This window comes from Bacillus sp. FSL R5-0431 (genome assembly GCF_038002985.1).
Taxonomy (GTDB): Bacteria; Bacillota; Bacilli; order Bacillales; family Bacillaceae; genus Bacillus.
Genome location: NZ_JBBOOG010000001.1, coordinates 2155404 through 2176071, shown reverse-complemented (window position 1 = coordinate 2176071; position 20668 = coordinate 2155404). Strand labels below are relative to the sequence as shown.

The 20668-nt window shown below is 42.1% G+C and carries 28 protein-coding genes and 2 riboswitches; of the genes, 20 read left to right on the top strand and 8 right to left on the bottom strand.

The annotated features are described in order from the left end of the window. Genes comGC through MKZ03_RS10965 form a run of 6 tightly spaced genes read left to right on the top strand, consistent with a single transcriptional unit; the run spans nt 1 to nt 2106 of the window. Nucleotides 1–294 carry a competence type IV pilus major pilin ComGC gene (gene comGC, locus MKZ03_RS10990; protein WP_341031806.1) on the top strand — a complete coding sequence of 98 codons (294 nt, stop codon included), beginning with the start codon at nt 1–3 and terminating at the stop codon, nt 292–294. Then, nucleotides 287–733 (top strand): competence type IV pilus minor pilin ComGD, encoded by a 447-nt coding sequence (comGD, locus tag MKZ03_RS10985; protein ID WP_066030666.1) that lies wholly within the window; start codon nt 287–289, stop codon nt 731–733. The genes comGC and comGD overlap by 8 nt, the downstream gene beginning before the upstream one ends. Beyond that, nucleotides 717–1034 (top strand): competence type IV pilus minor pilin ComGE, encoded by a 318-nt coding sequence (comGE, locus tag MKZ03_RS10980; protein WP_341031804.1) that lies wholly within the window; start codon nt 717–719, stop codon nt 1032–1034. Before comGD ends, comGE begins: the two co-directional genes overlap by 17 nt. Continuing rightward, complete coding sequence (comGF, locus tag MKZ03_RS10975; RefSeq protein ID WP_340973308.1) at nt 973–1473, top strand: competence type IV pilus minor pilin ComGF; 501 nt, start codon at nt 973–975, stop codon at nt 1471–1473. Before comGE ends, comGF begins: the two co-directional genes overlap by 62 nt. Beyond that, a complete protein-coding gene (locus tag MKZ03_RS10970; protein ID WP_341031800.1) occupies nt 1470–1853 on the top strand; it encodes a competence type IV pilus minor pilin ComGG in 384 nt (127 codons plus the stop codon). Before comGF ends, MKZ03_RS10970 begins: the two co-directional genes overlap by 4 nt. Nucleotides 1854–1911: 58 nt before the next feature. After that, complete coding sequence (locus MKZ03_RS10965; protein ID WP_024718846.1) at nt 1912–2106, top strand: YqzE family protein; 195 nt, start codon at nt 1912–1914, stop codon at nt 2104–2106. Nucleotides 2107–2139: 33 nt separating this feature from the next. On the opposite strand, the gene MKZ03_RS10960 is transcribed toward MKZ03_RS10965, so the two are convergent. Next, nucleotides 2140–2418 carry a DUF3889 domain-containing protein gene (locus MKZ03_RS10960; RefSeq protein ID WP_307500677.1) on the bottom strand — a complete coding sequence of 93 codons (279 nt, stop codon included), beginning with the start codon at nt 2416–2418 and terminating at the stop codon, nt 2140–2142. 298 nt (nt 2419–2716) lie between these two features. On the opposite strand from MKZ03_RS10960, the gene tapA reads away from it, so the two are divergent. From tapA to tasA, 3 genes are read left to right on the top strand one after another with little or no spacing between them, the layout of a single operon-like run. Next, nucleotides 2717–3244, top strand: a complete 528-nt coding sequence (gene tapA / locus MKZ03_RS10955) for an amyloid fiber anchoring/assembly protein TapA (RefSeq protein ID WP_307499920.1) — start codon at nt 2717–2719, stop codon at nt 3242–3244. A gap of 51 nt (nt 3245–3295) precedes the next feature. Further along, nucleotides 3296–3868 carry a signal peptidase I SipW gene (gene sipW, locus MKZ03_RS10950; RefSeq protein ID WP_066031752.1) on the top strand — a complete coding sequence of 191 codons (573 nt, stop codon included), beginning with the start codon at nt 3296–3298 and terminating at the stop codon, nt 3866–3868. A gap of 57 nt (nt 3869–3925) precedes the next feature. Beyond that, on the top strand, nt 3926–4726 hold the full coding sequence (gene tasA / locus MKZ03_RS10945) for a biofilm matrix protein TasA (RefSeq protein WP_034661283.1): 801 nt from the start codon (nt 3926–3928) through the stop codon (nt 4724–4726). 67 nt (nt 4727–4793) lie between these two features. Here tasA and sinR read toward each other — a convergent pair whose 3' ends face one another. From sinR to MKZ03_RS10925, 4 genes are all read right to left on the bottom strand, one after another. Then, on the bottom strand, nt 4794–5129 hold the full coding sequence (gene sinR, locus MKZ03_RS10940; RefSeq protein WP_095285385.1) for a transcriptional regulator SinR: 336 nt from the start codon (nt 5127–5129) through the stop codon (nt 4794–4796). 33 nt (nt 5130–5162) lie between these two features. Next, nucleotides 5163–5327 (bottom strand): anti-repressor SinI family protein, encoded by a 165-nt coding sequence (locus tag MKZ03_RS10935; protein ID WP_003217357.1) that lies wholly within the window; start codon nt 5325–5327, stop codon nt 5163–5165. A 182-nt stretch (nt 5328–5509) separates the two neighbouring features. Continuing rightward, nucleotides 5510–6307 carry a YqhG family protein gene (locus MKZ03_RS10930; RefSeq protein WP_034661279.1) on the bottom strand — a complete coding sequence of 266 codons (798 nt, stop codon included), beginning with the start codon at nt 6305–6307 and terminating at the stop codon, nt 5510–5512. 14 nt (nt 6308–6321) lie between these two features. After that, entirely contained in the window at nt 6322–7992 is a 1671-nt protein-coding gene (locus MKZ03_RS10925) for a DEAD/DEAH box helicase (RefSeq protein ID WP_334749719.1), read from the bottom strand. A 250-nt stretch (nt 7993–8242) separates the two neighbouring features. Then, nucleotides 8243–8350, top strand: a riboswitch (glycine riboswitch). 3 nt (nt 8351–8353) lie between these two features. Beyond that, nucleotides 8354–8449, top strand: a riboswitch (glycine riboswitch). Nucleotides 8450–8553: 104 nt separating this feature from the next. Between MKZ03_RS10925 and gcvT the strand changes: the two genes are divergently transcribed. From gcvT to gcvPB, 3 genes are read left to right on the top strand one after another with little or no spacing between them, the layout of a single operon-like run. Beyond that, on the top strand, nt 8554–9651 hold the full coding sequence (gcvT, locus tag MKZ03_RS10920) for a glycine cleavage system aminomethyltransferase GcvT (RefSeq protein WP_340973303.1): 1098 nt from the start codon (nt 8554–8556) through the stop codon (nt 9649–9651). Nucleotides 9652–9667: 16 nt separating this feature from the next. Next, nucleotides 9668–11014 carry an aminomethyl-transferring glycine dehydrogenase subunit GcvPA gene (gcvPA, locus tag MKZ03_RS10915; RefSeq protein WP_341031796.1) on the top strand — a complete coding sequence of 449 codons (1347 nt, stop codon included), beginning with the start codon at nt 9668–9670 and terminating at the stop codon, nt 11012–11014. Beyond that, the gene (gene gcvPB, locus MKZ03_RS10910) at nt 11007–12464 is read left to right on the top strand and encodes an aminomethyl-transferring glycine dehydrogenase subunit GcvPB (RefSeq protein WP_066030668.1); all 1458 of its coding nucleotides are present in this window, start codon (nt 11007–11009) and stop codon (nt 12462–12464) included. Before gcvPA ends, gcvPB begins: the two co-directional genes overlap by 8 nt. Before the next feature lie 44 nt (nt 12465–12508). Here the strand turns inward: gcvPB and MKZ03_RS10905 are convergent, their stop codons facing one another. Next, the gene (locus tag MKZ03_RS10905; RefSeq protein ID WP_024718853.1) at nt 12509–12889 is read right to left on the bottom strand and encodes a rhodanese-like domain-containing protein; all 381 of its coding nucleotides are present in this window, start codon (nt 12887–12889) and stop codon (nt 12509–12511) included. A gap of 220 nt (nt 12890–13109) precedes the next feature. On the opposite strand from MKZ03_RS10905, the gene MKZ03_RS10900 reads away from it, so the two are divergent. From MKZ03_RS10900 to MKZ03_RS10890, 3 genes are all read left to right on the top strand, one after another. Then, nucleotides 13110–13946, top strand: coding sequence for a lipoate--protein ligase family protein (locus tag MKZ03_RS10900; RefSeq protein WP_003216009.1), 837 nt, complete (start codon nt 13110–13112; stop codon nt 13944–13946). Nucleotides 13947–14031: 85 nt separating this feature from the next. Continuing rightward, nucleotides 14032–14466 (top strand): transcriptional regulator MntR, encoded by a 435-nt coding sequence (gene mntR, locus MKZ03_RS10895; protein ID WP_003215946.1) that lies wholly within the window; start codon nt 14032–14034, stop codon nt 14464–14466. A 312-nt stretch (nt 14467–14778) separates the two neighbouring features. Beyond that, nucleotides 14779–15654 (top strand): patatin-like phospholipase family protein, encoded by an 876-nt coding sequence (locus MKZ03_RS10890; RefSeq protein ID WP_341031793.1) that lies wholly within the window; start codon nt 14779–14781, stop codon nt 15652–15654. Here the strand turns inward: MKZ03_RS10890 and MKZ03_RS10885 are convergent. Both MKZ03_RS10885 and MKZ03_RS10880 read right to left on the bottom strand, forming a co-directional pair. Further along, nucleotides 15651–16046, bottom strand: coding sequence for an SA1362 family protein (locus MKZ03_RS10885; RefSeq protein WP_060596828.1), 396 nt, complete (start codon nt 16044–16046; stop codon nt 15651–15653). The two genes, MKZ03_RS10890 and MKZ03_RS10885, sit on opposite strands and share 4 nt — an antisense overlap. 38 nt (nt 16047–16084) lie before the next feature. After that, nucleotides 16085–17041 (bottom strand): DUF1385 domain-containing protein, encoded by a 957-nt coding sequence (locus MKZ03_RS10880; RefSeq protein ID WP_060596827.1) that lies wholly within the window; start codon nt 17039–17041, stop codon nt 16085–16087. Between the two features lie 222 nt (nt 17042–17263). On the opposite strand from MKZ03_RS10880, the gene MKZ03_RS10875 reads away from it, so the two are divergent. From MKZ03_RS10875 to MKZ03_RS10855, 5 genes are all read left to right on the top strand, one after another. Further along, nucleotides 17264–17791 carry a YqhR family membrane protein gene (locus tag MKZ03_RS10875; RefSeq protein WP_307499911.1) on the top strand — a complete coding sequence of 176 codons (528 nt, stop codon included), beginning with the start codon at nt 17264–17266 and terminating at the stop codon, nt 17789–17791. Nucleotides 17792–17899: 108 nt separating this feature from the next. Continuing rightward, nucleotides 17900–18343: a type II 3-dehydroquinate dehydratase gene (gene aroQ / locus MKZ03_RS10870; RefSeq protein WP_003215787.1), complete on the top strand. Its 444-nt coding sequence runs from the start codon at nt 17900–17902 to the stop codon at nt 18341–18343. Next, nucleotides 18340–19401, top strand: a complete 1062-nt coding sequence (locus MKZ03_RS10865) for a M24 family metallopeptidase (protein WP_060596826.1) — start codon at nt 18340–18342, stop codon at nt 19399–19401. The genes aroQ and MKZ03_RS10865 overlap by 4 nt, the downstream gene beginning before the upstream one ends. A gap of 25 nt (nt 19402–19426) precedes the next feature. After that, nucleotides 19427–19984: an elongation factor P gene (gene efp, locus MKZ03_RS10860; protein ID WP_012010541.1), complete on the top strand. Its 558-nt coding sequence runs from the start codon at nt 19427–19429 to the stop codon at nt 19982–19984. A gap of 382 nt (nt 19985–20366) precedes the next feature. Beyond that, nucleotides 20367–20651 carry a YqhV family protein gene (locus MKZ03_RS10855; protein ID WP_066030673.1) on the top strand — a complete coding sequence of 95 codons (285 nt, stop codon included), beginning with the start codon at nt 20367–20369 and terminating at the stop codon, nt 20649–20651. Nucleotides 20652–20668: the final 17 nt, after the last annotated feature.

Here is a 20668-nt window from a genome sequence, read left to right as displayed (position 1 = left end):
ATGAATGATAAAGGATTTACCCTGTTAGAAATGTTAATTGTCATGCTCGTGATTTCGATTCTTTTACTTATTACCATTCCGAATATCACTCGTCACCACCAAACGATTCAAGCAAAGGGCTGTGAAGGGCTTAAATCAATGGTGAGCACACAGGTGATGGCATATGAATTAGAGCATGATGGCAAGACACCATCTTTAGCTGAATTAGAAAAAGAAGGCTATGTCAAAAAGGGATTATCGTGTCCTAATGGAAAAGCGATTGTCATTCAAAACGGCCATGTGAAGCATGAATAAATTGATTTTTCATGAGAAGGGTTTTACCCTCATTGAACAGCTAATGATCTTACTTGTTCTATCGATTCTATTGTCGATCATAGGAGGAAAAATCCCAAATTTAATAGAAGGCGCTGAAGCCAAAAGACAAGTGAACATCATGAAACAAGATTTTCAATTGGCTGCTTATACTGCATTTATCAAAAAAACACGTGTGTATGTTGAATTCCATCCGCCACATGTATCATATCAGGTAATCGATCAGAAGGATGGCGAAGTCATTACTTCTTTTCAGCAACAAAAGGGAAGCATTAAGGCTTCTACATTTCCACAAGGTATCTATTTTAATGTAAACGGACATCCAAGCAGCGGCGGGTCTCTCATCATTCAATTTGGCAGTCAAACGTATAAACTCACGATCTATTTAGGAAGCGGGCGAATCCATGTTCAAAAACAATAGAGGGTTTAGTACGATTGAGGCGCTGTTTGCTTGTCATATCTTCCTATTTGCAGCCCTTGTGCTCATGCCAGCCTATGAAAAAATCATGATAGGGAAAAATGAAGTAAGAGCCAAATATGAAGCTTACCAAATCTTGCATGAACAGATGAATGAATCGTTCATAGATGGTACAAAACCTTCTGTCAAAAAGAAACGAGGCGACGTCACATATGTATTCAATTGGAGTAAAGAGAAGGGATGTGTATCATACAAAATACAAAAAAAGCAGACCATATGCTTTCACCATGTTGCTGAACGATGAACAAGGTTTTACCCTTGTCCAGACTTTGTGGCAATTACAGCTATTTTTGTTCCTTTCTTTTGGCTGTGTACTAATCTTTTCTACAGCTGAGAAAGCCCGTCCTTTTGAAGAGATTAACCGATTTTCACAAATGGAATGGAAACAGACTGTCCTGCAATTAGATGAGGAATTAAGCCGTGCAACGGCTGTTAGATCGGTGCAAGGAGGTAAAGCGTTAGAGTATGTATCTGATCAAGGGCGAGTGGTAACGATTGAGCCATATCAAGAGATGCTTCGGAAGCGAATGGATCAAGCAGGCCATCTTCCTTTATTGCAAAAGGTGAAAGAATTTCGTGTCAGAACGAATCAATATAGAGCCATCCTGAAAGTCACAGATGAATCTGGTAAGGTGTATGAAGCCGTTTTTTTCATATATAAAGGGGTGGTTCCTACATCGTGAAAAGAGAAGGAGGATTTATCTATCCGCATGTACTAGCTGCGATTCTATTTTTTCTCTTGATCCTAGGATCAATGACGATAGGGTTTCAAAAAGAGCTGAGAAGTGCAGAGCTGATGATTTCTTTTTATAAAAAACAGCAGCTTTTCAGGGTGGGGGCGAGTGAAGCTGCCCGTACATTACATCTTTTGTGTGAAAAGCAGCATACCCATATTCACACTGAAGAAGGCCGCGTGACATTGAAGCAGATGACATGCGATCAAAAGAAAAAGCGTATCCTCATGTTAGTCAGTGTGAAAACAAAGGATGGTTTATCAGATGAGCTGGAACTGGTGCTGGATTGGAAGACCCGTGAAATCATGAAATGGGCAAACCCTGAATAGCCAGTGTATAAAATGATCCTCTTCTAGGTAACACTTGAAGAAAGAAGAGGTGAATGTGTTGAAAACCAATGACTATGTAAAATATATGACGCAGGAAATCATTAAATATATGAATACACCACGTGACGAACGGAAGGAACATAAACAAGAGAAAATGGAAACGAAACCGCCATTTTCACAGCGTTTATTTGGGGTTCTGCCGTTTGGGTTTTCAATGATGTTAAAAAAACGTCAGCGACATCGACGAAAGTAAAAAGCCGCCAGCAGGCGGTTTTTTTATGCCCCTTTAGCTGTATTCTTCCACAACAATCACTTTATTGACCTTGTTTGAGTAAGGGTTATAAGAAATAGTGACAAATACCCCAAATTCTTTGGCGTGGTCTTTTAACGTAATATGATACTGTTTCACAGATTCCTTCTCACGATGACGGTCCCATACTTTTTGTTTGAATAAGACTTGTGCCAGCGGATATCGTTTCTTTGCTTCTTTGACTGCCCGTGTTTCCCATTGATCTGCGGCGGCAGTGAAACCTTTCGCATCCGCAGGAGTGGCGTCGTGTATCATAGGGCTCAACAGTAAACTGAGCATGATTATCATCTTTCCATATTTCACTTCACATCACCTCACCTGTATTATTCTGACCAAATGCTGCACTTTTATGTAAATTTTTAAGAAGTACAAATGTCACACAAAAAATTATTGAATACGGCGAAAGAATGAGAAAATGGAAGAATTTTCTCGTAATGGTTCTTGTTTACGAACAAAATGGACTAATTTGACGTTTTGGGTTTTATAGGTATTTCCTTATACTGTATGTAATCGTTCTTATTAAAGAACAATCGTTCAAGGAGTTGGAGAATGAATGAAACAGTCGCTCTTTGTACTCTTTTGTGCCATTTGTTTGATTTTCACATCTCTTTTGATCTCAACAACGAACGCTTCTTTTAACGATGTTGAGCACTCAAACTTTGTCATGAAAACATGCGAAAATTTTGAACAGACGGATCAGCATTGTCAGCCTACCAAATGGGATAGAAGTCATTTGGAACTCATCGATCAAACGATGAACAAAGGAACAGTCTGCGCGCCTCAAAAGCTGAGCATGACACTAAAAAATAGTGGACAACCTATTGCACACTCTGAATGGAAATGGGAATTACATAAAGTAAAAAGTGAGCAGAAGCCGTTACAAGATGGTCATATTATTGAAAAAGGCTCTATACAGTCCCTTCTTTCACAAGAAACAACGACTGTCACGACAGATAAAGCAAAAACGAATGGAATCTATGCGTTTAAAATCTATTATCCTAAAGGTTTTGGTGGATCTGAAGAAGCATTCATATGGTCTAAACATATGCAGCTCGCAAAGTGTCAAGAAAAGGCATCCTAAATGGAGCTGTCTTCTAAAGGAAACAATGATAGGCGAAGGGGAGAAGAGGTCATGAAAAAATGGATGAAGATGTCTGGAAGTATTCTTTATGTGGTGGTGTTCACGGTGATGATTGCATGTATTATTGTCGTATTGTCTTCAAGAACTACTGGGGGAGATCCTCAGATTTTCGGTTATCAATTCAAGCAAGTATTATCTGGATCTATGGAACCGGAATTTTCGACTGGCTCACTCATTGTCGTAAAAGAAGTGACTTCACCGGAGGCGCTTAAAAAAGGAGATATTATCACGTTTCAAACGAAGCAGGACCAGTCTTATGTGACCCACCGAATTGTTGGGGTGAAAGGAAAGGGAGCAAATAAAGCCTTTGAGACGAAAGGTGACCACAATATGTATCAGGACGGCACGCTAGTAAAAGCGGATCAGGTGGCTGCGCAGTATACGGGTGTGAACATTCCTTATGCAGGAAAGCTTCTTTCGTATGCAGGGACTTCGGCTGGAACTGCGTTGCTGCTCATTATACCAGGTGTGATGCTGCTCGTTTATTCCACTCTTCATTTTGTGGGCGCTGCAAAACACCGAAGACACACGGCTGATTTACATATGTCAGAGGAACAAGCTTAAATTTTCGTTTGTAACCTAATTAGGTTTCAATAAAACAATTTATTAGGGGGTTCATTCATGGCAAAGAAAAGATCAATTCGTTTAGGTGTATTATCAGGGGCTTTAGGCCTTGCATTAATCGGCGGGGGGACATGGGCGGCGTTTAACGATGTAGAAAAGGCAAACGCGGTCTACTCGACAGGAGAGCTGGATTTATCAGCAAAAGAGAACTCCGGCGCCATCAACCTTGCGAACTTAAAACCTGGTGATCGGATCAAGAAAGAATTTCATTTTGAAAATAAAGGATCGCTTGCGATCAATCAAGTGCTGATGAGTCTTGATTACAGCCAGTTTCAAGACGGAGCTTCCGCGAAGAATGGCGGTAAGAATACAGCTGAAGAATTTCTCAGCCAGTTTCAGGTGAGTGTTCTTACGGTTGGAGCCGAAGGTGGAAATGGTTATCCGAAAAATATTATCTTAGACCATGCAAACCTGCTTGACTTGCATCAACTAACGTCAAAACAGGATCAGACCGCATTTGAAAAGCTTCGTCATGCCGTCGATGAGAAGTTTTTACATGAAAGTGGGAAGATTAATGTAGCAACTGTTGATGGAACAGTGGCTCCAGAGTATGACGGCATTCCAAAGAACCCGTTTGATTACGATAAAATGGAAATGATCATTGAATTTGTCAATGACCAGACGAAGGATAAAGCTGGTCACTATATCCAAAATAAATACCAAGGCGATGCGATTCAAATTGATCTTTCCTTCGAAGCGACTCAGTGGAATGGTTTAACGATCAATCCCAAAAAGCATACGGATGAAAAAGGCTACGTGAAAGAAAACGAAAAAGCACACAGCGAAGATAAAAAATAAAGCCAGTCTTTAGACTGATATCAAGCTCTGCATAGCAATTGGAGGAGTATGCGCTAAAATGTGCGCTTTACTCCTCTTCTTGATTTTTTTTCCAGATTTGATAATCTAAAAATTCACGAAATTGCTTTTTCGAAACCCCTGATGTCATTGCATCTCGAACTAGTTTTTCCCATTCACTATCTAATTGACCATCGTATTCGGTTTCATCTTTTTCGTGTAACAGTGTATGAACCGAGACGTCCAGAACAGCGGAGACTTTTTCAAGAAATTGAATGGAGGGGTTTGTTTGCAAGTTTCTTTCTATTGAGCTTAAATAAGACTTCGCTACCCCAGCCTTTTCGGCCAGTTCTGATAGTGAGTAGCCTTTTTCATTGCGGTATTGTTTAATACGCTGGCCAATCAATGTCATCACCTTCCTTTCGATATTATAGCACATTCAGAAAGGTTTGATAGAATGACTTCTTACCAGAGGGTGAGACTCAGAGGACTTTTCACTTGATTTGAGGAATTGACGGACTTCTTCAACTGTTAGCCCTGCTTTACGAGCTTCAAGTAATAATTGAACCCATTCACTGTCTAATATGTTCGTTTTCTTTTCCATACAAATACCCTCCTAAAATACTGAATCATGTATTTCAGGCACTTAACGCATGAAATGGAAAGACACAGGTGGTAAGACCTCATAGTTTGCTTGCGTCATTTTTCCGCCCAATACAAACAGACAAACGTTGCTTTTGGCTGATCGAAAATTGTATGTCACATGAAAGGGAGGGGACCTATGGGTCAACCTCCTCTTTTTTGCTGTAAGTAAAAAAGTCCGCCATTTTCAATCGTAAGACTGATTTTTGGTTCGTATAAAGTTTTGAGTGCTTGTCTTTCTATTTCATATTCTACAGATGTGTCTGAAGTCCCTTCATAAAATTGGTTTAAAAGTTCAGTGTCTTCTTTCCATTTTTGAACAGCTCTCACCGCCCAATTGTCTGGTTCCTCATGGGCGTAACGCTCCATTAGACTATAGAGCCGTTTGACTCCGCTTTCTGGCTTGATCATTGTACTCATTGTAAAGCAATAATCGGGAATTTGAGATGACAGCTCACGGGTTTCCAGCTTTTCTTGAAATTGTTCAACGACTTCTCCGCGTATTAGATGAAGTCCTAGTGATAAAAGCTTATCCTTTTTTCGATCTGCGAGATAAGAAATTTTCACATTGAGACCAAGCCATGGCTCGAGTGCGATCTGGTTGTTCGTGAGCGGAGTGACTCGTTCATAGAGACGGATAAAACGGCCCTGCTGTTTGACAGCTTCAAATATTTGAAATAAACGAGGGGAGCCGAAGTGGATAAATTCACCCTCAATCGTATCATCCACTTTTTTTTGATCGGTGATGAGGGTCAATTGCCGCGGCTCTGGTACACCACCAGTTTTTTCAAGCCAGTGCCAATAAAAAGGGCGGTTCATAATCAATTTATCCATATCGATGGTTAGTTGTACGGTCATATGTCCTGCACTTTCTTCTAGTATGTCGCATTGATTTGCCTGAAAGAAACGGAGAAGAAAGGTATGTATGTCACGCTGCTCCATTGATCAACTCTCCTTTATGAGCCTTGCTGTCTTTTTTCTAAAAGTGGTGTTTTTGCTTCTGATAAATAGGAAGCAAACTGGGTTAATTTCTTTTTCATGTCTCCGTCTGATTCGTGCTGAAAGAGAATCTGATGTAGTTCTGTTTCGGCATCTTTGATATCTATTCGCGTTAAAATATCATCTAGATCGCCAATGACGTTTTCAAACAGCTGAATTTTTTCATATAAAAGCTTTAAGATATGTTCCTCAACGGTTCCGTTTGTTGCCATATTGTAAATGTGGACATCTCGCTCTTGTCCAAGGCGGTGGATACGTCCAATTCGCTGTTCTAGACGCATCGGGTTCCACGGAAGATCGTAGTTGATGATTTGGTTACAAAACTGAAGGTTGATTCCTTCGCCGCCCGCTTCTGTCGCAATTAACACTTGCGCCCGTTCTCTAAATAAATCTTTCATCCAATCTTTTTTGCCCCGCTTAAAGCCGCCTCGAAAAGGAACGGAGCTGATGCCATTTTGCTGAAGAAACCATTGTAAATAAATTTGTGTCGCGCGGTATTCGGTGAAAATAATGACCTTTTCATTTAACTGCTGAATAAGCTTGACGACTTCAAGCGCCTTTGTGTTTTGCTGAACTTGATTGATTTTCTCCATAATTTGCGCTATAGCAGAGGATCCAAGGATATGTTTTTCATCTTCCTGCATTTTTTTAATCGTCATATAGACCGCCTCGCGGCTTGAACAGCATTCTCGTTCCAAGGTCATGATGGAAAACATGTGCTTTGCATAAGACGGGTTCTCTTTCAGCTTGCAGATTTCATCATACAAAGCTTGTTCCGTTGGAGAGAAATCAATGGAAATTGTTTTGACATGCCGTTTTGTCCACTCGATGCCTGTGTCTTGCCTTCGGTTACGAATCATCACTTTATTCACAAGCTGTTTTAATCGGTCGTGGTCTTCAAGCTGTAAATCCTTTTTGGCAAAGACATCTTTAAACTGATGTTCATTCCCGAGGTGGCCTGGCTTCAGAAGGGAAACGAGATTAAATATTTCTCCGATACGGTTTTGGATAGGTGTCGCTGTCAGCAGCAGGCAGAATTTCTTATTTAGATTTCTCACAAATTCATAGTTTTTCGTTTTATTGTTTTTCAGTTTGTGTGCTTCATCAATAATGACCATATCGTAGGCTATTGATAAAATGGTGCCTCGATGCGGCTGTCTTTTGGCTGTATCAATGGAGGAAACCACGACGTCACACTGCTCCCACACGTAGCTCTTTTTTTGTTCAACAGCATCAATGTAAAATTTCGTCCGCAGCTCCTGTACCCATTGAGACACAAGGGAGGCGGGGACAAGTATGAGAATTTTTTTTGCAAGTCCACGAATCATGTATTCTTTGATAATGAGTCCTGCTTCTACGGTTTTTCCAAGTCCCACTTCATCTGCTAAAATGGCTTTTCCATTCATCTCTTCTACGACTCTTCTGGCTACTTCAAGCTGATGTTTTAAAGGCGTGAATGCAGGCAGGTGCGCGGGAGCTTGCAGTCCTTCAAATGAATCAATGGCTGTGACTTTTTGGACCTGCGTCGCTAAACGGTACATTTCCCAGTTCGCCCAGGGGCCGTCTGCTGCAAGCCGCTGCTGAAATTCACTTGCCCATTCCTGATCAAAAATCGTTTGAATATTCAATGTGATCGCCTGCCTTTCTAATAGGTTAATGATAAAATTGTTCTGTATTTAAACGCTTCATTTTTTAAGAGGTCTTTAAAAGACTAGATATATGAATAAAAGCGAACAATAGTGAATGTTTGTTTGAAAAATGTTAATGATTTTTCTGTTGCTCTTCATCCGTTTCTAATGGTAGGATGTTGGTAAGTGATCTAGAAAATAAGTCACCCATTTTGATAGTATGTCCAATAAATGTGAAGAATATGAGCGGATGATGGTATGGGGAGAGACTTGGCGGTTATTTAGCACTGGCAGGCGCCGAAGGAGCAAGCTGAATCGTTTCAGTGAATCTCTCAGGCAAAAGTACTCTTACCGGACGCAACTCTGGAGAGTGTTTGCTCATCGATTTTTAGCAAACCACCAAAGGGGAAAACGCACAATGCTGTTGTGCTGTAAACTTTCAGGTGCAAGGACAGAGACTTCTTTTTGATAAAAGGGAGCGCTCTGTCCTTTTTTGCTGCGATTTTTTTCTGAAAATTCAGCTTGTGATCTGCACTGAAAGAAAAAAGGGGGAAACGATTGATGTTGAAACGAACACCGCTTTTTCATGCGTATGAAACGTTTGGCGCAAAAACCATTGACTTCGGGGGCTGGGAATTACCTGTCCAATTTTCTTCCATTAAAGAAGAACATGAAGCTGTTCGAACAAAAGCAGGGCTTTTTGATGTGTCTCACATGGGTGAGGTGGAAATCAAAGGTCAAGATGCCCTTCCTTTTTTACAAAGGTTATTAACCAATGATGTGTCTAAGCTGACAGACGGTAAGGCACTATATACAGCCATGTGCTATGAAGATGGCGGGACGGTGGATGATCTGCTCGTCTACCAAAAAGAAAAGAACGATTATTTGCTTGTTATTAATGCATCAAATATCGAAAAAGATGTGGATTGGCTGCTTCAGCATCAAGGTGAGAACAACGTATTGATCCAAAATGTCTCGGATCAAATCGCCTTGCTAGCCCTTCAAGGACCTCTTGCCGCTGACATTATGAAAGATGTGGCGGATGAAGAAGTGACATCTCTCAAGCCATTTACATTTTTATCAAAAGCTGAGGTCGCTTATAAAGAAGTGCTTGTTTCGAGAACGGGCTACACAGGGGAAGACGGCTTTGAGATCTACTGCCAGTCAGAAGATGCGGTCCACATCTGGTCGGCTTTATTAGAAGCAGGCGAGCCAAAAGGGTTAATACCGTGCGGGCTCGGTGCACGTGACACCTTGAGATTTGAAGCAAGACTTCCGCTTTATGGCCAGGAGCTGACAAAGGATATCTCTCCATTAGAAGGCGGGATTGGCTTTGCTGTCAAAACGGATAAAGAAGCCAATTTTATTGGCAAAGAAGCGCTCAAAAAGCAAAAAGAAGAGGGAGCGAAGCGAAAGCTTGTCGGCATTGAAATGATCGATAAAGGGATTCCGCGCACAGACTATCCGGTCTTTTCAGGAGAAAAGCAGATTGGGGTTGTCACAACGGGCACACAATCTCCAACATTAAAGAAAAATGTCGGGCTTGCTTTGATCGAATCTTCTCAGGCGCAGCTTGGAACAGAGGTGGAAGTACAAGTTCGCAAAAAACGCCTAAAAGCGAAAATCGTCTCGACACCATTTTATAAAAGAGCCAAATAACGAGGGGGAATAGAGGATGAAGCATAGGTATCTGCCGCAAACAGAGCAAGATCAAAAAGAAATGCTGGATGTCATCGGCGTTCAGTCGATTGATGAGCTTTTTTCAGATATCCCAGAAAAAGTGAGATTTAAAGGAGCATACAACATTAAACCAGCCGCATCTGAAACAGAGCTTGTAAGGGAATTATCCCGATTAGCTGCAAAGAATAAGGATACTGTTTCCTATGCATCGTTTCTTGGTGCTGGTGTATATGATCATTACCAGCCTGTCATTGTTGATCATGTTATCTCACGTTCTGAATTTTATACAGCCTACACACCTTATCAGCCGGAGATTTCGCAAGGTGAACTACAGGCCATTTTTGAATTTCAAACAATGATTGCTGAGCTGACGGGTATGGATCTTGCTAATTCCTCGATGTATGATGGCGGGACGGCATTAGCTGAAGCGGCGATGCTGGCTGCGGGACATACAAAAAAGAAAAAAGTGGTTGTTTCTGAAACGGTTCACCCTGAAGCAAGAGCCGTGCTAAAAACATATGCCAAAGGACAGCACATCGAAGTTGTTGAAGTGCCTGCAAAAAAAGGGCAGACGGATCTAGCAGCATTAAAGAAGGTCGTCTGCGACGATACAGCAGCAGTTCTTGTGCAATATCCAAACTTTTTTGGTGTCGTCGAACCGTTAAAAGACATTGAACCTATTGCGCATAAAGGGAAAAGTCTGTTCATTGTCTCAAGCAATCCGCTTGCACTCGGGTTACTGACGCCGCCAGGAAAACTTGGGGCAGACATTGTCGTTGGTGATGCACAGCCGTTTGGCATTCCAGCTGCGTTTGGCGGACCTCATTGCGGATATTTTGCTGTGACGAAAAAGTTGATGCGAAAAGTACCAGGTCGTTTAGTCGGGCAGACAGAAGACGAAAATGGTGTTCGTGGGTTTGTGCTGACCCTTCAAGCGCGTGAGCAGCATATTCGGAGAGATAAGGCGACGTCCAATATTTGCTCGAATCAGGCATTAAATGCTTTAGCCGCTTCCGTTGCCATGACAGCGCTCGGAAAAACAGGCATCAAAGACATTGCCTATCAAAACGTGCAAAAAGCCCACTATGCGAAGACGCAGGCAGAAGCACATGGACTGCTTGCTGATGTAGAAGGGGCCCATTTCAATGAATTTGTAATCAAATTACAAGAACCTGTGAAAGAAGCCAATAAACGATTGCTTGAAAAAGGAATCATCGGCGGCTATGACTTAGGGAGAGACTATTCTGAGCTTCAACATCACATGCTTGTCGCCGTAACAGAGCTAAGAACGAAAGAAGAAATTGATACGTTCATTAAGGAACTGGGGGATCGCCATGAATAAACAAGATCAGCCGCTTATTTTTGAATTATCCAAAGAAGGAAGAATTGGTTATAGCCTGCCTGATTTAGATGTACCTGAACAGGAGATCCCGTCTTTATTTGATGACACGTATATCCGTCATGAGGATGCTGAGCTTCCTGAAGTATCTGAGCTTGATATCATGCGTCATTATACAGCATTATCAAGACGTAATCATGGGGTCGATTCCGGATTTTATCCTCTTGGCTCTTGTACGATGAAATATAATCCGAAGATTAATGAAAAGGTCGCACGCCTTGCAGGCTTCGCGCAAGTCCATCCACTACAGGAGGCAGACACTGTACAAGGTGCATTAGAATTACTCCACGACCTGGGTGCTCATCTTGAAGAAATTACTGGGATGGACGCTGTGACATTACAGCCTGCGGCAGGAGCACACGGGGAATGGACAGGACTCATGATGATCCGTGCGTACCATGAAGCAAGAGGAGACCATAAGCGAACAAAAGTCATTGTGCCTGATTCTGCCCATGGAACGAACCCGGCATCTGCGACAGTGGCCGGATTTGAAACCATTACCGTCGCATCTGATGCGAATGGGCTTGTTGATTTAGAGGACCTGCGCCGTGTTGTCAATGAAGAAACAGCTGCTTTAATGCTGACGAATCCGAATACACTCGGCCTATTCGAAGAAAATATTTTAGAAATGGCTGAAATCGTTCATGGAGCTGGCGGTAAGCTTTATTATGACGGAGCCAACTTGAATGCCGTTTTAAGCAGAGCAAGACCGGGGGATATGGGATTTGATGTCGTTCACTTAAATCTTCATAAAACCTTTACAGGTCCACACGGAGGGGGAGGCCCTGGTTCAGGTCCTGTTGGTGTAAAAAAGGATTTGATTCCGTACTTGCCAAAGCCGGTACTTGTGAAGAAGGAAGGCCGCTTTTACTTTGATGATGATCGACCAGAATCAATTGGCCGCGTGAAGCCGTTCTATGGCAACTTTGGCATTAACGTCAGAGCATATGCGTACATTCGCTCTATGGGTCCAGACGGCCTAAAGGCTGTAACGGATAATGCCGTGTTAAATGCGAACTATATGATGCGCCGCTTAAGTGCTCATTTCGATTTGCCATTTGACCGTCACTGTAAGCATGAATTTGTCCTTTCAGGTAAACGTCAGAAAAAATTAGGTGTGCGGACACTCGATATTGCTAAACGATTACTTGATTTTGGCTATCATCCGCCAACGATCTACTTCCCGCTCAATGTAGAGGAATGTATCATGATTGAACCAACTGAAACAGAATCAAAAGAAACTCTTGATGCCTTCATCGAAGCGATGATTCAGATTGCCAAAGAAGCAGAAGAGAATCCAGAAGTGGTACAGGAAGCGCCGCATACGACGGTCGTCAAACGAATGGACGAAACAAAGGCCGCGCGGAATCCAGTCCTCGTTTTTGAAAGATAAAGAAAAAAAGACTCAGGGGGATCACGCTCCCAGAGTCTTTTTTGTTAGTTCTTCGTTTTGATGCGGCCGCCCCATTTTTTAAAGCCGCCTTTTAAATTATAAATCTCACGACAGCCGTTTTTACGTAAAGTTTGAGCTGCTTTTCCGCTTCTTAAATTGTTTTGGCAATAGAGATAAACAGGCTTGTCAGGACGAATTTCATTTTTGCGCTGCTTTAGCTGGGAAAGGGGGATGTTTCTTGCCCCTAAAATATGTCCGCCTTCAAACTCATTTGGCTCTCTCACATCAATGAGTTGAGCTTTGCGGTAACCTTTAATAAATTCTGCTTCCGTCAGCGTTTTCATAATGCGCTGCTGATAAATGTAGCTGCCGATGGAATAAAGAACGAAAAGTCCACAAAGTGAGAGGACGATATAGTTGAATATTGACAATACAACTCGACTCCTTCTTGAGCATCAGCACAGTAGCCTGTCTGATGGTACGTTTTAGACAAATACTATTATAGTAAAGCAAAAGAAACTTGTCATCATAAATGGTAAGAATTATTTTCAATTCGTTCCCTATTTGATAGACTGATGAAGAGAGAAAACCGGTGGCCATCACCATCATCTAACATTGACTACGTAAAAGAGAAGGGATTTTTATATGCAAAAAGAGAAATGGTGTTTCATTGATACAGGAAATCAAGACCCAGCCTTTAACATGGCAATGGATGAAGCCTTGCTTTATTGGCATAGTGAGAAGCTCATCCCGCCTGTCATCCGTTTTTATGGATGGAATCCGGCGACATTGTCTGTTGGGTATTTTCAGCATGTTGAAAAGGAAATCAACATGGAAGCAGTCGAGCGCTATGGTCTTGGGTTTGTCCGCAGACCAACTGGAGGGCGGGGGGTTCTTCATGATCAGGAGCTGACCTACAGCGTGATTGTGTCAGAGGAACATCCAGAAATGCCAGCGACGGTGACAGAGGCATACCGCGTCATTTCAGAAGGCATTTTAGAGGGCTTTAAAGAACTGGGACTCGATGCATATTTTGCCATTCCTCGTACAGATAAAGAAAAAGAAAGCTTAAAAAATCCAAGATCGTCTGTATGCTTCGATGCTCCTTCCTGGTATGAGCTTGTCGTAGAAGGCAGAAAGGTAGCAGGCAGTGCTCAAACGAGACAAAAAGGAGTGATCCTCCAGCACGGCTCCATCTTAATAGACCTTGATGAGGACAAATTGTTCGATTTATTTCTTTATCCAAACGACCGTGTGAGAGAGCGGATGCAGCGGAGCTTTAAAAACAAAGCGGTCGCCATCAATGAAATCTCAGACCGAACCTGTACAATAGACGATGCGCGTGTTGCGTTTAAACGAGGATTTGAAAAAGGGTTAAATATTGAGCTTGTGCCTTATGAGCTGACAGATGAAGAATTAGCGTTTGTTCATCATCTCGCCAAAACGAAATATGCCTCAGACGAGTGGAATTACAAGCGTTAAGACAGTGGACACTCCTTGTTTTTTAATGGGCGATGGTGTAGAATTGTTATGATTATTAAGTAAAGGTGCATTATGGAGGGGTTTTATGACTACACCTAGTATGGAAGATTACATTGAACAAATATATATGCTGATAGAAGAAAAAGGATATGCCAGAGTCTCTGATATTGCAGAAGCACTCGCTGTCCATCCCTCCTCTGTAACAAAAATGGTTCAGAAGCTAGATAAAGATGAATACCTCATTTATGAGAAGTATCGTGGTCTAATTTTAACCCCGAAAGGCAAAAAAATTGGAAAACGTCTCGTATACAGACATGAACTGCTAGAGCAATTTTTAAGAATCATTGGTGTAGATGAAGAGAAAATTTATGATGATGTAGAAGGCATTGAACATCATCTCAGCTGGAACAGCATTGACCGCATCGGCGATCTCGTTCAATTCTTTGAAGAAAACGACGAGCGATCTGTTCAGCTGAAAGCGATTCAAAAGAAAAACGAACAAACAAATCAAGAATCTTAAGAAAAAGGACACCCTCAGCAAGGGTGTTCTTTCATATTGTTGACAAAGGGCTAAAATGAACTTTATTTTAGCCCTTTGTCTTCTTTTTTTTCAGCGTGACTTGAAAACCTTTGCAGTCTAGGAAGGACGAGTACCGGAGCGGAGCGAATTTGACATTCGTGAGCACCGGAGCGCAGACCTGACACCGAATGCGAGGGTTTGTCCGCGCGCTGAAAGGACACCCTCAGCATGGGTGTCCTTTTTGATTAAAGTTCTAATTGAAAGCATATGCTCTTACACTATTAATAGCGTGATATCAAAGGGGGCTCCTTGATGAAGATAGATGGTGTGTTCTCAGGTGGAGGCATTAAAGGGGCAGCACTTGCGGGTGCCTATGAAGCGCTTGAAGCGAGAGGATATCAATTTGTCCGTCTTGCTGGTACAAGTGCTGGAGCGATCATTGCTTCACTCATCGCAGCAGGTTTTACAAGTCAGGAGATTCGGGAGCTTTTAGATGAAATGGATGAACCTCACTTGCTTGACAGGAGATGCCAATTCATTCCGTTTAAAATGCTCAGGTGGGTATCCATTTACTGGCGCCTCGGTCTGTACAAAGGCGATCGGCTGGAAAAATGGCTGACAGATGTGTTGAAACGAAAAGGGGTTACCGTATTTGGGGATCTCAAAAAAGATTCTCTGAAAATTGTTGCCTCTGATTTAACAAATGGGAAAATCCTCGTGCTGCCAGACGACCTTCCTTCATACGGCTTAAATCCAGAGCGCTTTTCCGTTGCAAGGGCGATTCGGATGAGTTGCAGCCTGCCGTATTTTTTCGAGCCTGTCAAACTAAGGTCATCAAAAGGCATTTGTACCATTGTGGATGGAGGAGTGCTTAGCAATTTTCCAATTTGGTTGTTTGCGGAAGAGAAAAAAAGACCGTTCGTCGGTGTCACATTAACCCCAAACGAAAAAGAACGCCCTCAACACTCCATCCGCAATGCGTTTGAACTGTTTGGCGCTCTTTTTGAAACGATGCGTGGTGCTCATGACGAAAGACACATTGCCACAAAACACGAACGCCATGTTATTTTTATTCCTGTAGAACACGTCATTGCCACTGATTTTCATCTGACGACAGAAAAGAAAAAGGCGCTTGTCGATCTAGGCAGACAGAAAGCCGAGCAATTTTTAAAAAGCTGGACATTTTAAAACAAGGCGCGATTTTTCTTTTTGTTTTTCTTGCCTTCAATCACAGTTAACTGTGTTTGGCTTTTCTTTTTGAGAAGGACGGGCTTAGACTTGTGGTCAGTCGGCACGCTTCGCAAATGAGTGACCCGATTTTTCATCTGGCTTTTCGTTTTTGGTTTAGGCTGCTGGTAGCGACGTTTTGATTGTTTGACTGCTTTACGATAAAGATTGCCCTCTGTTCCAGTTCTTCGATTCATCAGCCATCTAAATAGGAAAAATAGAGCCGCTCCAATGATCACAACTGATAGCAGCATTGTAAAAAGTCTGCCTGGATTCGTTGTGAGTAAATACACAAATCCCAAAACACCTAAAGCGAAAATAATGGTAAAAGCAGGATGTACTCGGCGATTCATAACTGTCCACCTCCGAAGGAATTTACCGGATTTATAAGTTAGATCACTTGATGAGCAGAATCTGATGCTTGTTTCTCAGACGCTTCCTCTAAACGAAGAAGTTCATTAAAACTTGCAATGGCTACCTCGACTTGATCGTCAGAGGGTTCTTTTGTTGTGAGCAATTGCAGCCAAAGGCCAGGATAGCCAAGCACTTTAAGCACAGGCACTTCTCGGAGTTTGTTCGTGAGCTGAAGCACTTCAAATGAAATGCCCAGAACAACCGGAATGAGCGCCAAGCGATTCAGAACTCTCACCCATAAAGGATCTGTCGGTACGAGTAAATAGACGAACATTCCGACAATGACAGTGAATAAAATAAAGCTGCTGCCGCATCGATAATGCAGCCGTGATTGTTTTTGTACATTTTCCACTGTGATGTCAAGATTCTGTTCATAGCAGTTTATGACTTTATGTTCTGCGCCATGATATTGAAATACCCTTTTAATTAAAGGGGTCATGGAAATAAAGTAAATGTAGCCTAATAACAGGACCAGTTTAAAGAATGTTTCCACTGCGATTTGTGCGAAATTCCCTGAAAAGACGGGCCGCACCAGTTCAGCTAAAAAGACAGGTACTAGGGTAAAGACAAATTTACTAAAGAGAAGAGAGAGAACTCCGATTACAGCAATGCCGAAAATCATGGATAATTTCGAGCTTTTTTGTTCTTTTTCAAGAGTATGATCTTCTGAAGGATCTAAGTCATAGCGCTCGCTGGAGAAGTTCAAGTGCTTACTGCCATTTGCGCTTGCTTCAACAAGTGCAGCAACACCCCTGACAAAGGGGATTTTCTTGAGAAAGGCGGTTCGTTTATTGGAGGTTCGGGGAAGCTTCAAAAACTCAATGGACTGATCCTTTCGCCGAATCGCTGTCACATAGTTCTTTTTACCTCCAAACATGACACCTTCGACAACTGCCTGCCCTCCATATGCTGGACGTTTTGTTTGATTGGACATATTTCATCAACCTGCCTGTTTCCTGTAATTTACATGCATTTCCTTATACCTTTATTGTACAGGAAATGAGGGGAAATCACTAGCGCACAGGTCGATTATCTACTAGAATTCTATCTACCTCTTTTTAGCCAGTATACCCTGTTATAAAAATTTTACACTCACGGATGGAAATCCTTTTTTTTATGACATTTTGGACATACTACTTGCTGGAGGTGTTCACAAATGAAACGTGATGAAAAGAAAAACCAAGAAGAAAAAAATCAGTCTGTACAAACGTCATCGCTGTTGGCAAGAGCAGCTGCGACAGGCTTTGTTGGCGGTGTTTTTTGGGGCTTTATCGGGTTTCTGACCCATATGTTTCATTTCTCAGAGGTGAGTCCCAATATGCTCCTTCAGCCATTTGTGCTTGGAGAGTGGAAAAAGGGAGGACTTGGCACTTTTATTAGTATTGTGCTTTTAGGGGTTTTATCGATTGGAGCAGCCTTTATTTATTATGGGATTTTGAAACGGATCAAAGGCTATTGGATGGGGCTGATATATGGCGCGCTTTTATGGCTGCTCGTTTTTTACGTATTTAATCCGATTTTCCCAGATGTAAAGCAAGTCCAAGATTTGCAGCAAAGCACCATCGTCACGACATTTTGCCTATATATTTTATATGGCATGTTTGTCGGGTACAGTATTTCGTTTGAATATAATGAATTAACGAGTCAGAAGCTTGCAAGGGCTCTCGGGAAAAAGACAGAATAAAGTGTAAATCACCTATTCATATGATAAAATATTTTTGGAAACGAAAGGTTTCTAAGGAAAAAGAAACAGATCTCGATATAGATTGAATCAGGGTGAAGGAGTGGTTGTATGCCTCATTTTCTTGTGCTGAATGGGCCCAATTTAAATAGGCTTGGCAAAAGAGAGCCGGCTGTTTACGGAAGTAAGACGCTGACAGATTTAGAAACGGATTTGTTCCAGTTTGCAGAAAGAGCCAATATCCAGTTAACGTTCTTTCAATCGAATCACGAAGGGGATTTGATTGATGCGCTCCACGAAGCAGAAGATCAGTACGATGGAGTCGTGTTTAACCCGGGTGCTTTTACACACTACAGCTATGCGCTGAGAGATGCCATTGCAAGTATTTCTTTATCCGTCGTCGAAGTACATATCTCAAACGTTCATAAGAGAGAGGAATTCCGCCATCATTCTGTACTTGCTCCAGTATGCCAAGGGCAAATCGTTGGTCTTGGTTTAGAAGGGTATAAATTGGCGATTCGTTATTTAGTGAGTGAAGGGGGAGCAGTATCATGAAACTTGAAAAGTTAAGAACACTTTTATCTGAATTAGAGATCGATGGTCTTGTCATTACGAGCAGCTTTAATTTACAGTACATGACCAGCTTTACTGGCTCAGCCGGTCTTGCAGTTGTTTCAAAGGACCAGGCAGCTTTTATCACAGATTTCCGTTATACAGAGCAAGCGAAGGACCAAGTAAAAGGCTACGACATTATTGAACATAAAGGAAACATCGTGGAAACCGCAGCCCAAACGGCAAAGGAATTTGGGATAAAACGCCTTGGGTTTGAACAACATCATATGACATTTGCCACGTACCAGCAGTATGCAGATAAAGCAGGCGATATAGAGCTTGTTCCGGTCTCAGAATCAGTTGAAAAGTTGCGCTTGATTAAGTCTAGTGAAGAGATTAAGATATTAGAGGAAGCTGCGAAGATTGCAGATCACGCCTTTGATCATATTCTCACTTACATCAAGCCGGGCTTGACGGAAATTGCTGTCATGAACGAGCTTGAATTTTTCATGAGAAAAGAAGGCGCTGAAGGATCTTCATTCGATATGATTGTCGCCTCAGGTGTTCGTTCAAGCCTGCCGCACGGAAGAGCGAGTGAAAAGGTGATTGAATCTGGTGATTTAGTCACACTCGATTTTGGTGCTTACTATAAAGGTTATTGTTCTGATATGACAAGAACGATTGCTGTCGGCACACCGAGCGATAAGCTAAAGGAAATTTATCATATCGTATTAGAAGCAGAAAACGCTGGTGTGGATAGAATCAAGCCAGGCTTAACAGGAAAAGAAGCTGATCGCATCACACGTGACATCATTGAAAAGTATGGCTATGGTCAATACTTCGGGCATTCAACTGGCCACGGGCTAGGGATGGAAGTACATGAAGCGCCAGGCCTTTCCTCACGATCAGAGGTCGTCTTAGAAGAAGGAATGGTCGTGACAGTTGAGCCGGGAATTTACTTGCCGGATGTCGGCGGCGTGAGAATTGAGGATGATATTGTCCTGACAGCTGACGGCAATAAACGATTGACCCACTCACCGAAAGAACTTATCATATTATGATGGTGAAATGTAGGAGGATGACAAAATGATTTCAGTAAACGATTTTCGTACAGGCCTGACAATTGAAGTGGACGGCGGTATTTGGCGTGTAGTGGATTTCCAACACGTAAAGCCAGGGAAAGGCGCAGCGTTTGTTCGTTCGAAACTGCGTAACCTGCGTACTGGTGCCATTCAAGAAAAAACATTCCGTGCAGGCGAAAAAGTAGCGAAAGCTCAAATTGAAACAAAAACAATGCAGTACTTGTACGCAAATGGCGACCAGCATGTCTTCATGGATACAAGTTCTTATGAGCAGCTTGAACTAAGTGAAACACAAATTAAAGATGAGCTGAAATATTTGCTAGAAAATATGTCAGTTCAAATTGTGATGTACGGTGCTGAAACACTTGGAGTAGAACTTCCAAACACGGTAGAACTAGAAGTAGTAGAAACAGAGCCTGGTATTAAAGGTGACACAACATCAGGCGGCTCAAAACCTGCAAAAACTGAAACTGGTTTAATCGTCAACGTTCCTTTCTTTGTGAACCAAGGAGATAAACTAGTCATTAATACATCAGACGGTTCATACGTGTCAAGAGCGTAATGAACGAAGAAAGACTGTAAACCTCGTGTTTACAGTCTTTTTAGATTGTTGACAAAGGGCTAAAATGACGTTTATTTTAGCCCTTTGTCTTCTTTTCAGCGTGATAGAAAACCTTTGAAGTCTAGGAAGGACGAGCACCGAAGCGGAGCGAATTTGCCATTCGTGAGCATCGGCGCGCAGGACTGACACCGAATGCGAGGGTTTGTCTACACGCTTTGACTGTAAACGTCGTGTTTACAGTCTTTTTTTATTGTAAAACATGTAAGACTCCTCAAAAGGCAGACCTTCTCTCAATTCTCTCATTCATCTCTCTTCCTTTCTGAAAAACAAGACTACTTCCAGCTAGACAAGCATATAGTGTAAAAAAAGCTGGAGGTTCTATATGAAACCATTTCTTTTCCCAGGCATCCATCCGTCAGTAGCTGCAATGGCAGGCATGAGGTTCTTATCGGCAGCGATTGAACTGACGGCCGCCATCCTCATTTTAGTCACAAATGACGTTCGAAAAGCGGTTGTCATCAATAGTATATTGGCGATCATTGGGCCGCTCATTTTTATTATCACGATGACGATTGGAATCTATCAAATTGCAGGGCAGTTATCCTATGCCAAGCTCGTCTTTATTTTCATTGGTGTCGTGTTTATTCTTGTTGGGATCTATAAGTGAAACGGCTTGGCATAATT

Coding starts and splice junctions, on each gene's coding strand:
- MKZ03_RS10900 (WP_003216009.1), top strand. CDS start 13,110: ATGCAAAAAGAGAAATGGTGTTTCATTGATACAGGAAATCAAGACCCA.
- gcvPA (WP_341031796.1), top strand. CDS start 9,668: ATGAAGCATAGGTATCTGCCGCAAACAGAGCAAGATCAAAAAGAAATG.
- gcvPB (WP_066030668.1), top strand. CDS start 11,007: ATGAATAAACAAGATCAGCCGCTTATTTTTGAATTATCCAAAGAAGGA.
- aroQ (WP_003215787.1), top strand. CDS start 17,900: ATGCCTCATTTTCTTGTGCTGAATGGGCCCAATTTAAATAGGCTTGGC.
- comGD (WP_066030666.1), top strand. CDS start 287: ATGAATAAATTGATTTTTCATGAGAAGGGTTTTACCCTCATTGAACAG.
- sipW (WP_066031752.1), top strand. CDS start 3,296: ATGAAAAAATGGATGAAGATGTCTGGAAGTATTCTTTATGTGGTGGTG.
- MKZ03_RS10880 (WP_060596827.1), bottom strand. CDS start 17,041: ATGTCCAATCAAACAAAACGTCCAGCATATGGAGGGCAGGCAGTTGTC.
- gcvT (WP_340973303.1), top strand. CDS start 8,554: ATGTTGAAACGAACACCGCTTTTTCATGCGTATGAAACGTTTGGCGCA.
- MKZ03_RS10930 (WP_034661279.1), bottom strand. CDS start 6,307: ATGGAGCAGCGTGACATACATACCTTTCTTCTCCGTTTCTTTCAGGCA.
- MKZ03_RS10890 (WP_341031793.1), top strand. CDS start 14,779: ATGAAGATAGATGGTGTGTTCTCAGGTGGAGGCATTAAAGGGGCAGCA.
- MKZ03_RS10865 (WP_060596826.1), top strand. CDS start 18,340: ATGAAACTTGAAAAGTTAAGAACACTTTTATCTGAATTAGAGATCGAT.
- MKZ03_RS10875 (WP_307499911.1), top strand. CDS start 17,264: ATGAAACGTGATGAAAAGAAAAACCAAGAAGAAAAAAATCAGTCTGTA.
- MKZ03_RS10960 (WP_307500677.1), bottom strand. CDS start 2,418: ATGATACACGACGCCACTCCTGCGGATGCGAAAGGTTTCACTGCCGCC.
- tapA (WP_307499920.1), top strand. CDS start 2,717: ATGAAACAGTCGCTCTTTGTACTCTTTTGTGCCATTTGTTTGATTTTC.
- efp (WP_012010541.1), top strand. CDS start 19,427: ATGATTTCAGTAAACGATTTTCGTACAGGCCTGACAATTGAAGTGGAC.
- mntR (WP_003215946.1), top strand. CDS start 14,032: ATGACTACACCTAGTATGGAAGATTACATTGAACAAATATATATGCTG.
- MKZ03_RS10855 (WP_066030673.1), top strand. CDS start 20,367: ATGAAACCATTTCTTTTCCCAGGCATCCATCCGTCAGTAGCTGCAATG.
- comGC (WP_341031806.1), top strand. CDS start 1: ATGAATGATAAAGGATTTACCCTGTTAGAAATGTTAATTGTCATGCTC.
- MKZ03_RS10935 (WP_003217357.1), bottom strand. CDS start 5,327: ATGGAAAAGAAAACGAACATATTAGACAGTGAATGGGTTCAATTATTA.
- MKZ03_RS10885 (WP_060596828.1), bottom strand. CDS start 16,046: ATGAATCGCCGAGTACATCCTGCTTTTACCATTATTTTCGCTTTAGGT.
- comGE (WP_341031804.1), top strand. CDS start 717: ATGTTCAAAAACAATAGAGGGTTTAGTACGATTGAGGCGCTGTTTGCT.
- tasA (WP_034661283.1), top strand. CDS start 3,926: ATGGCAAAGAAAAGATCAATTCGTTTAGGTGTATTATCAGGGGCTTTA.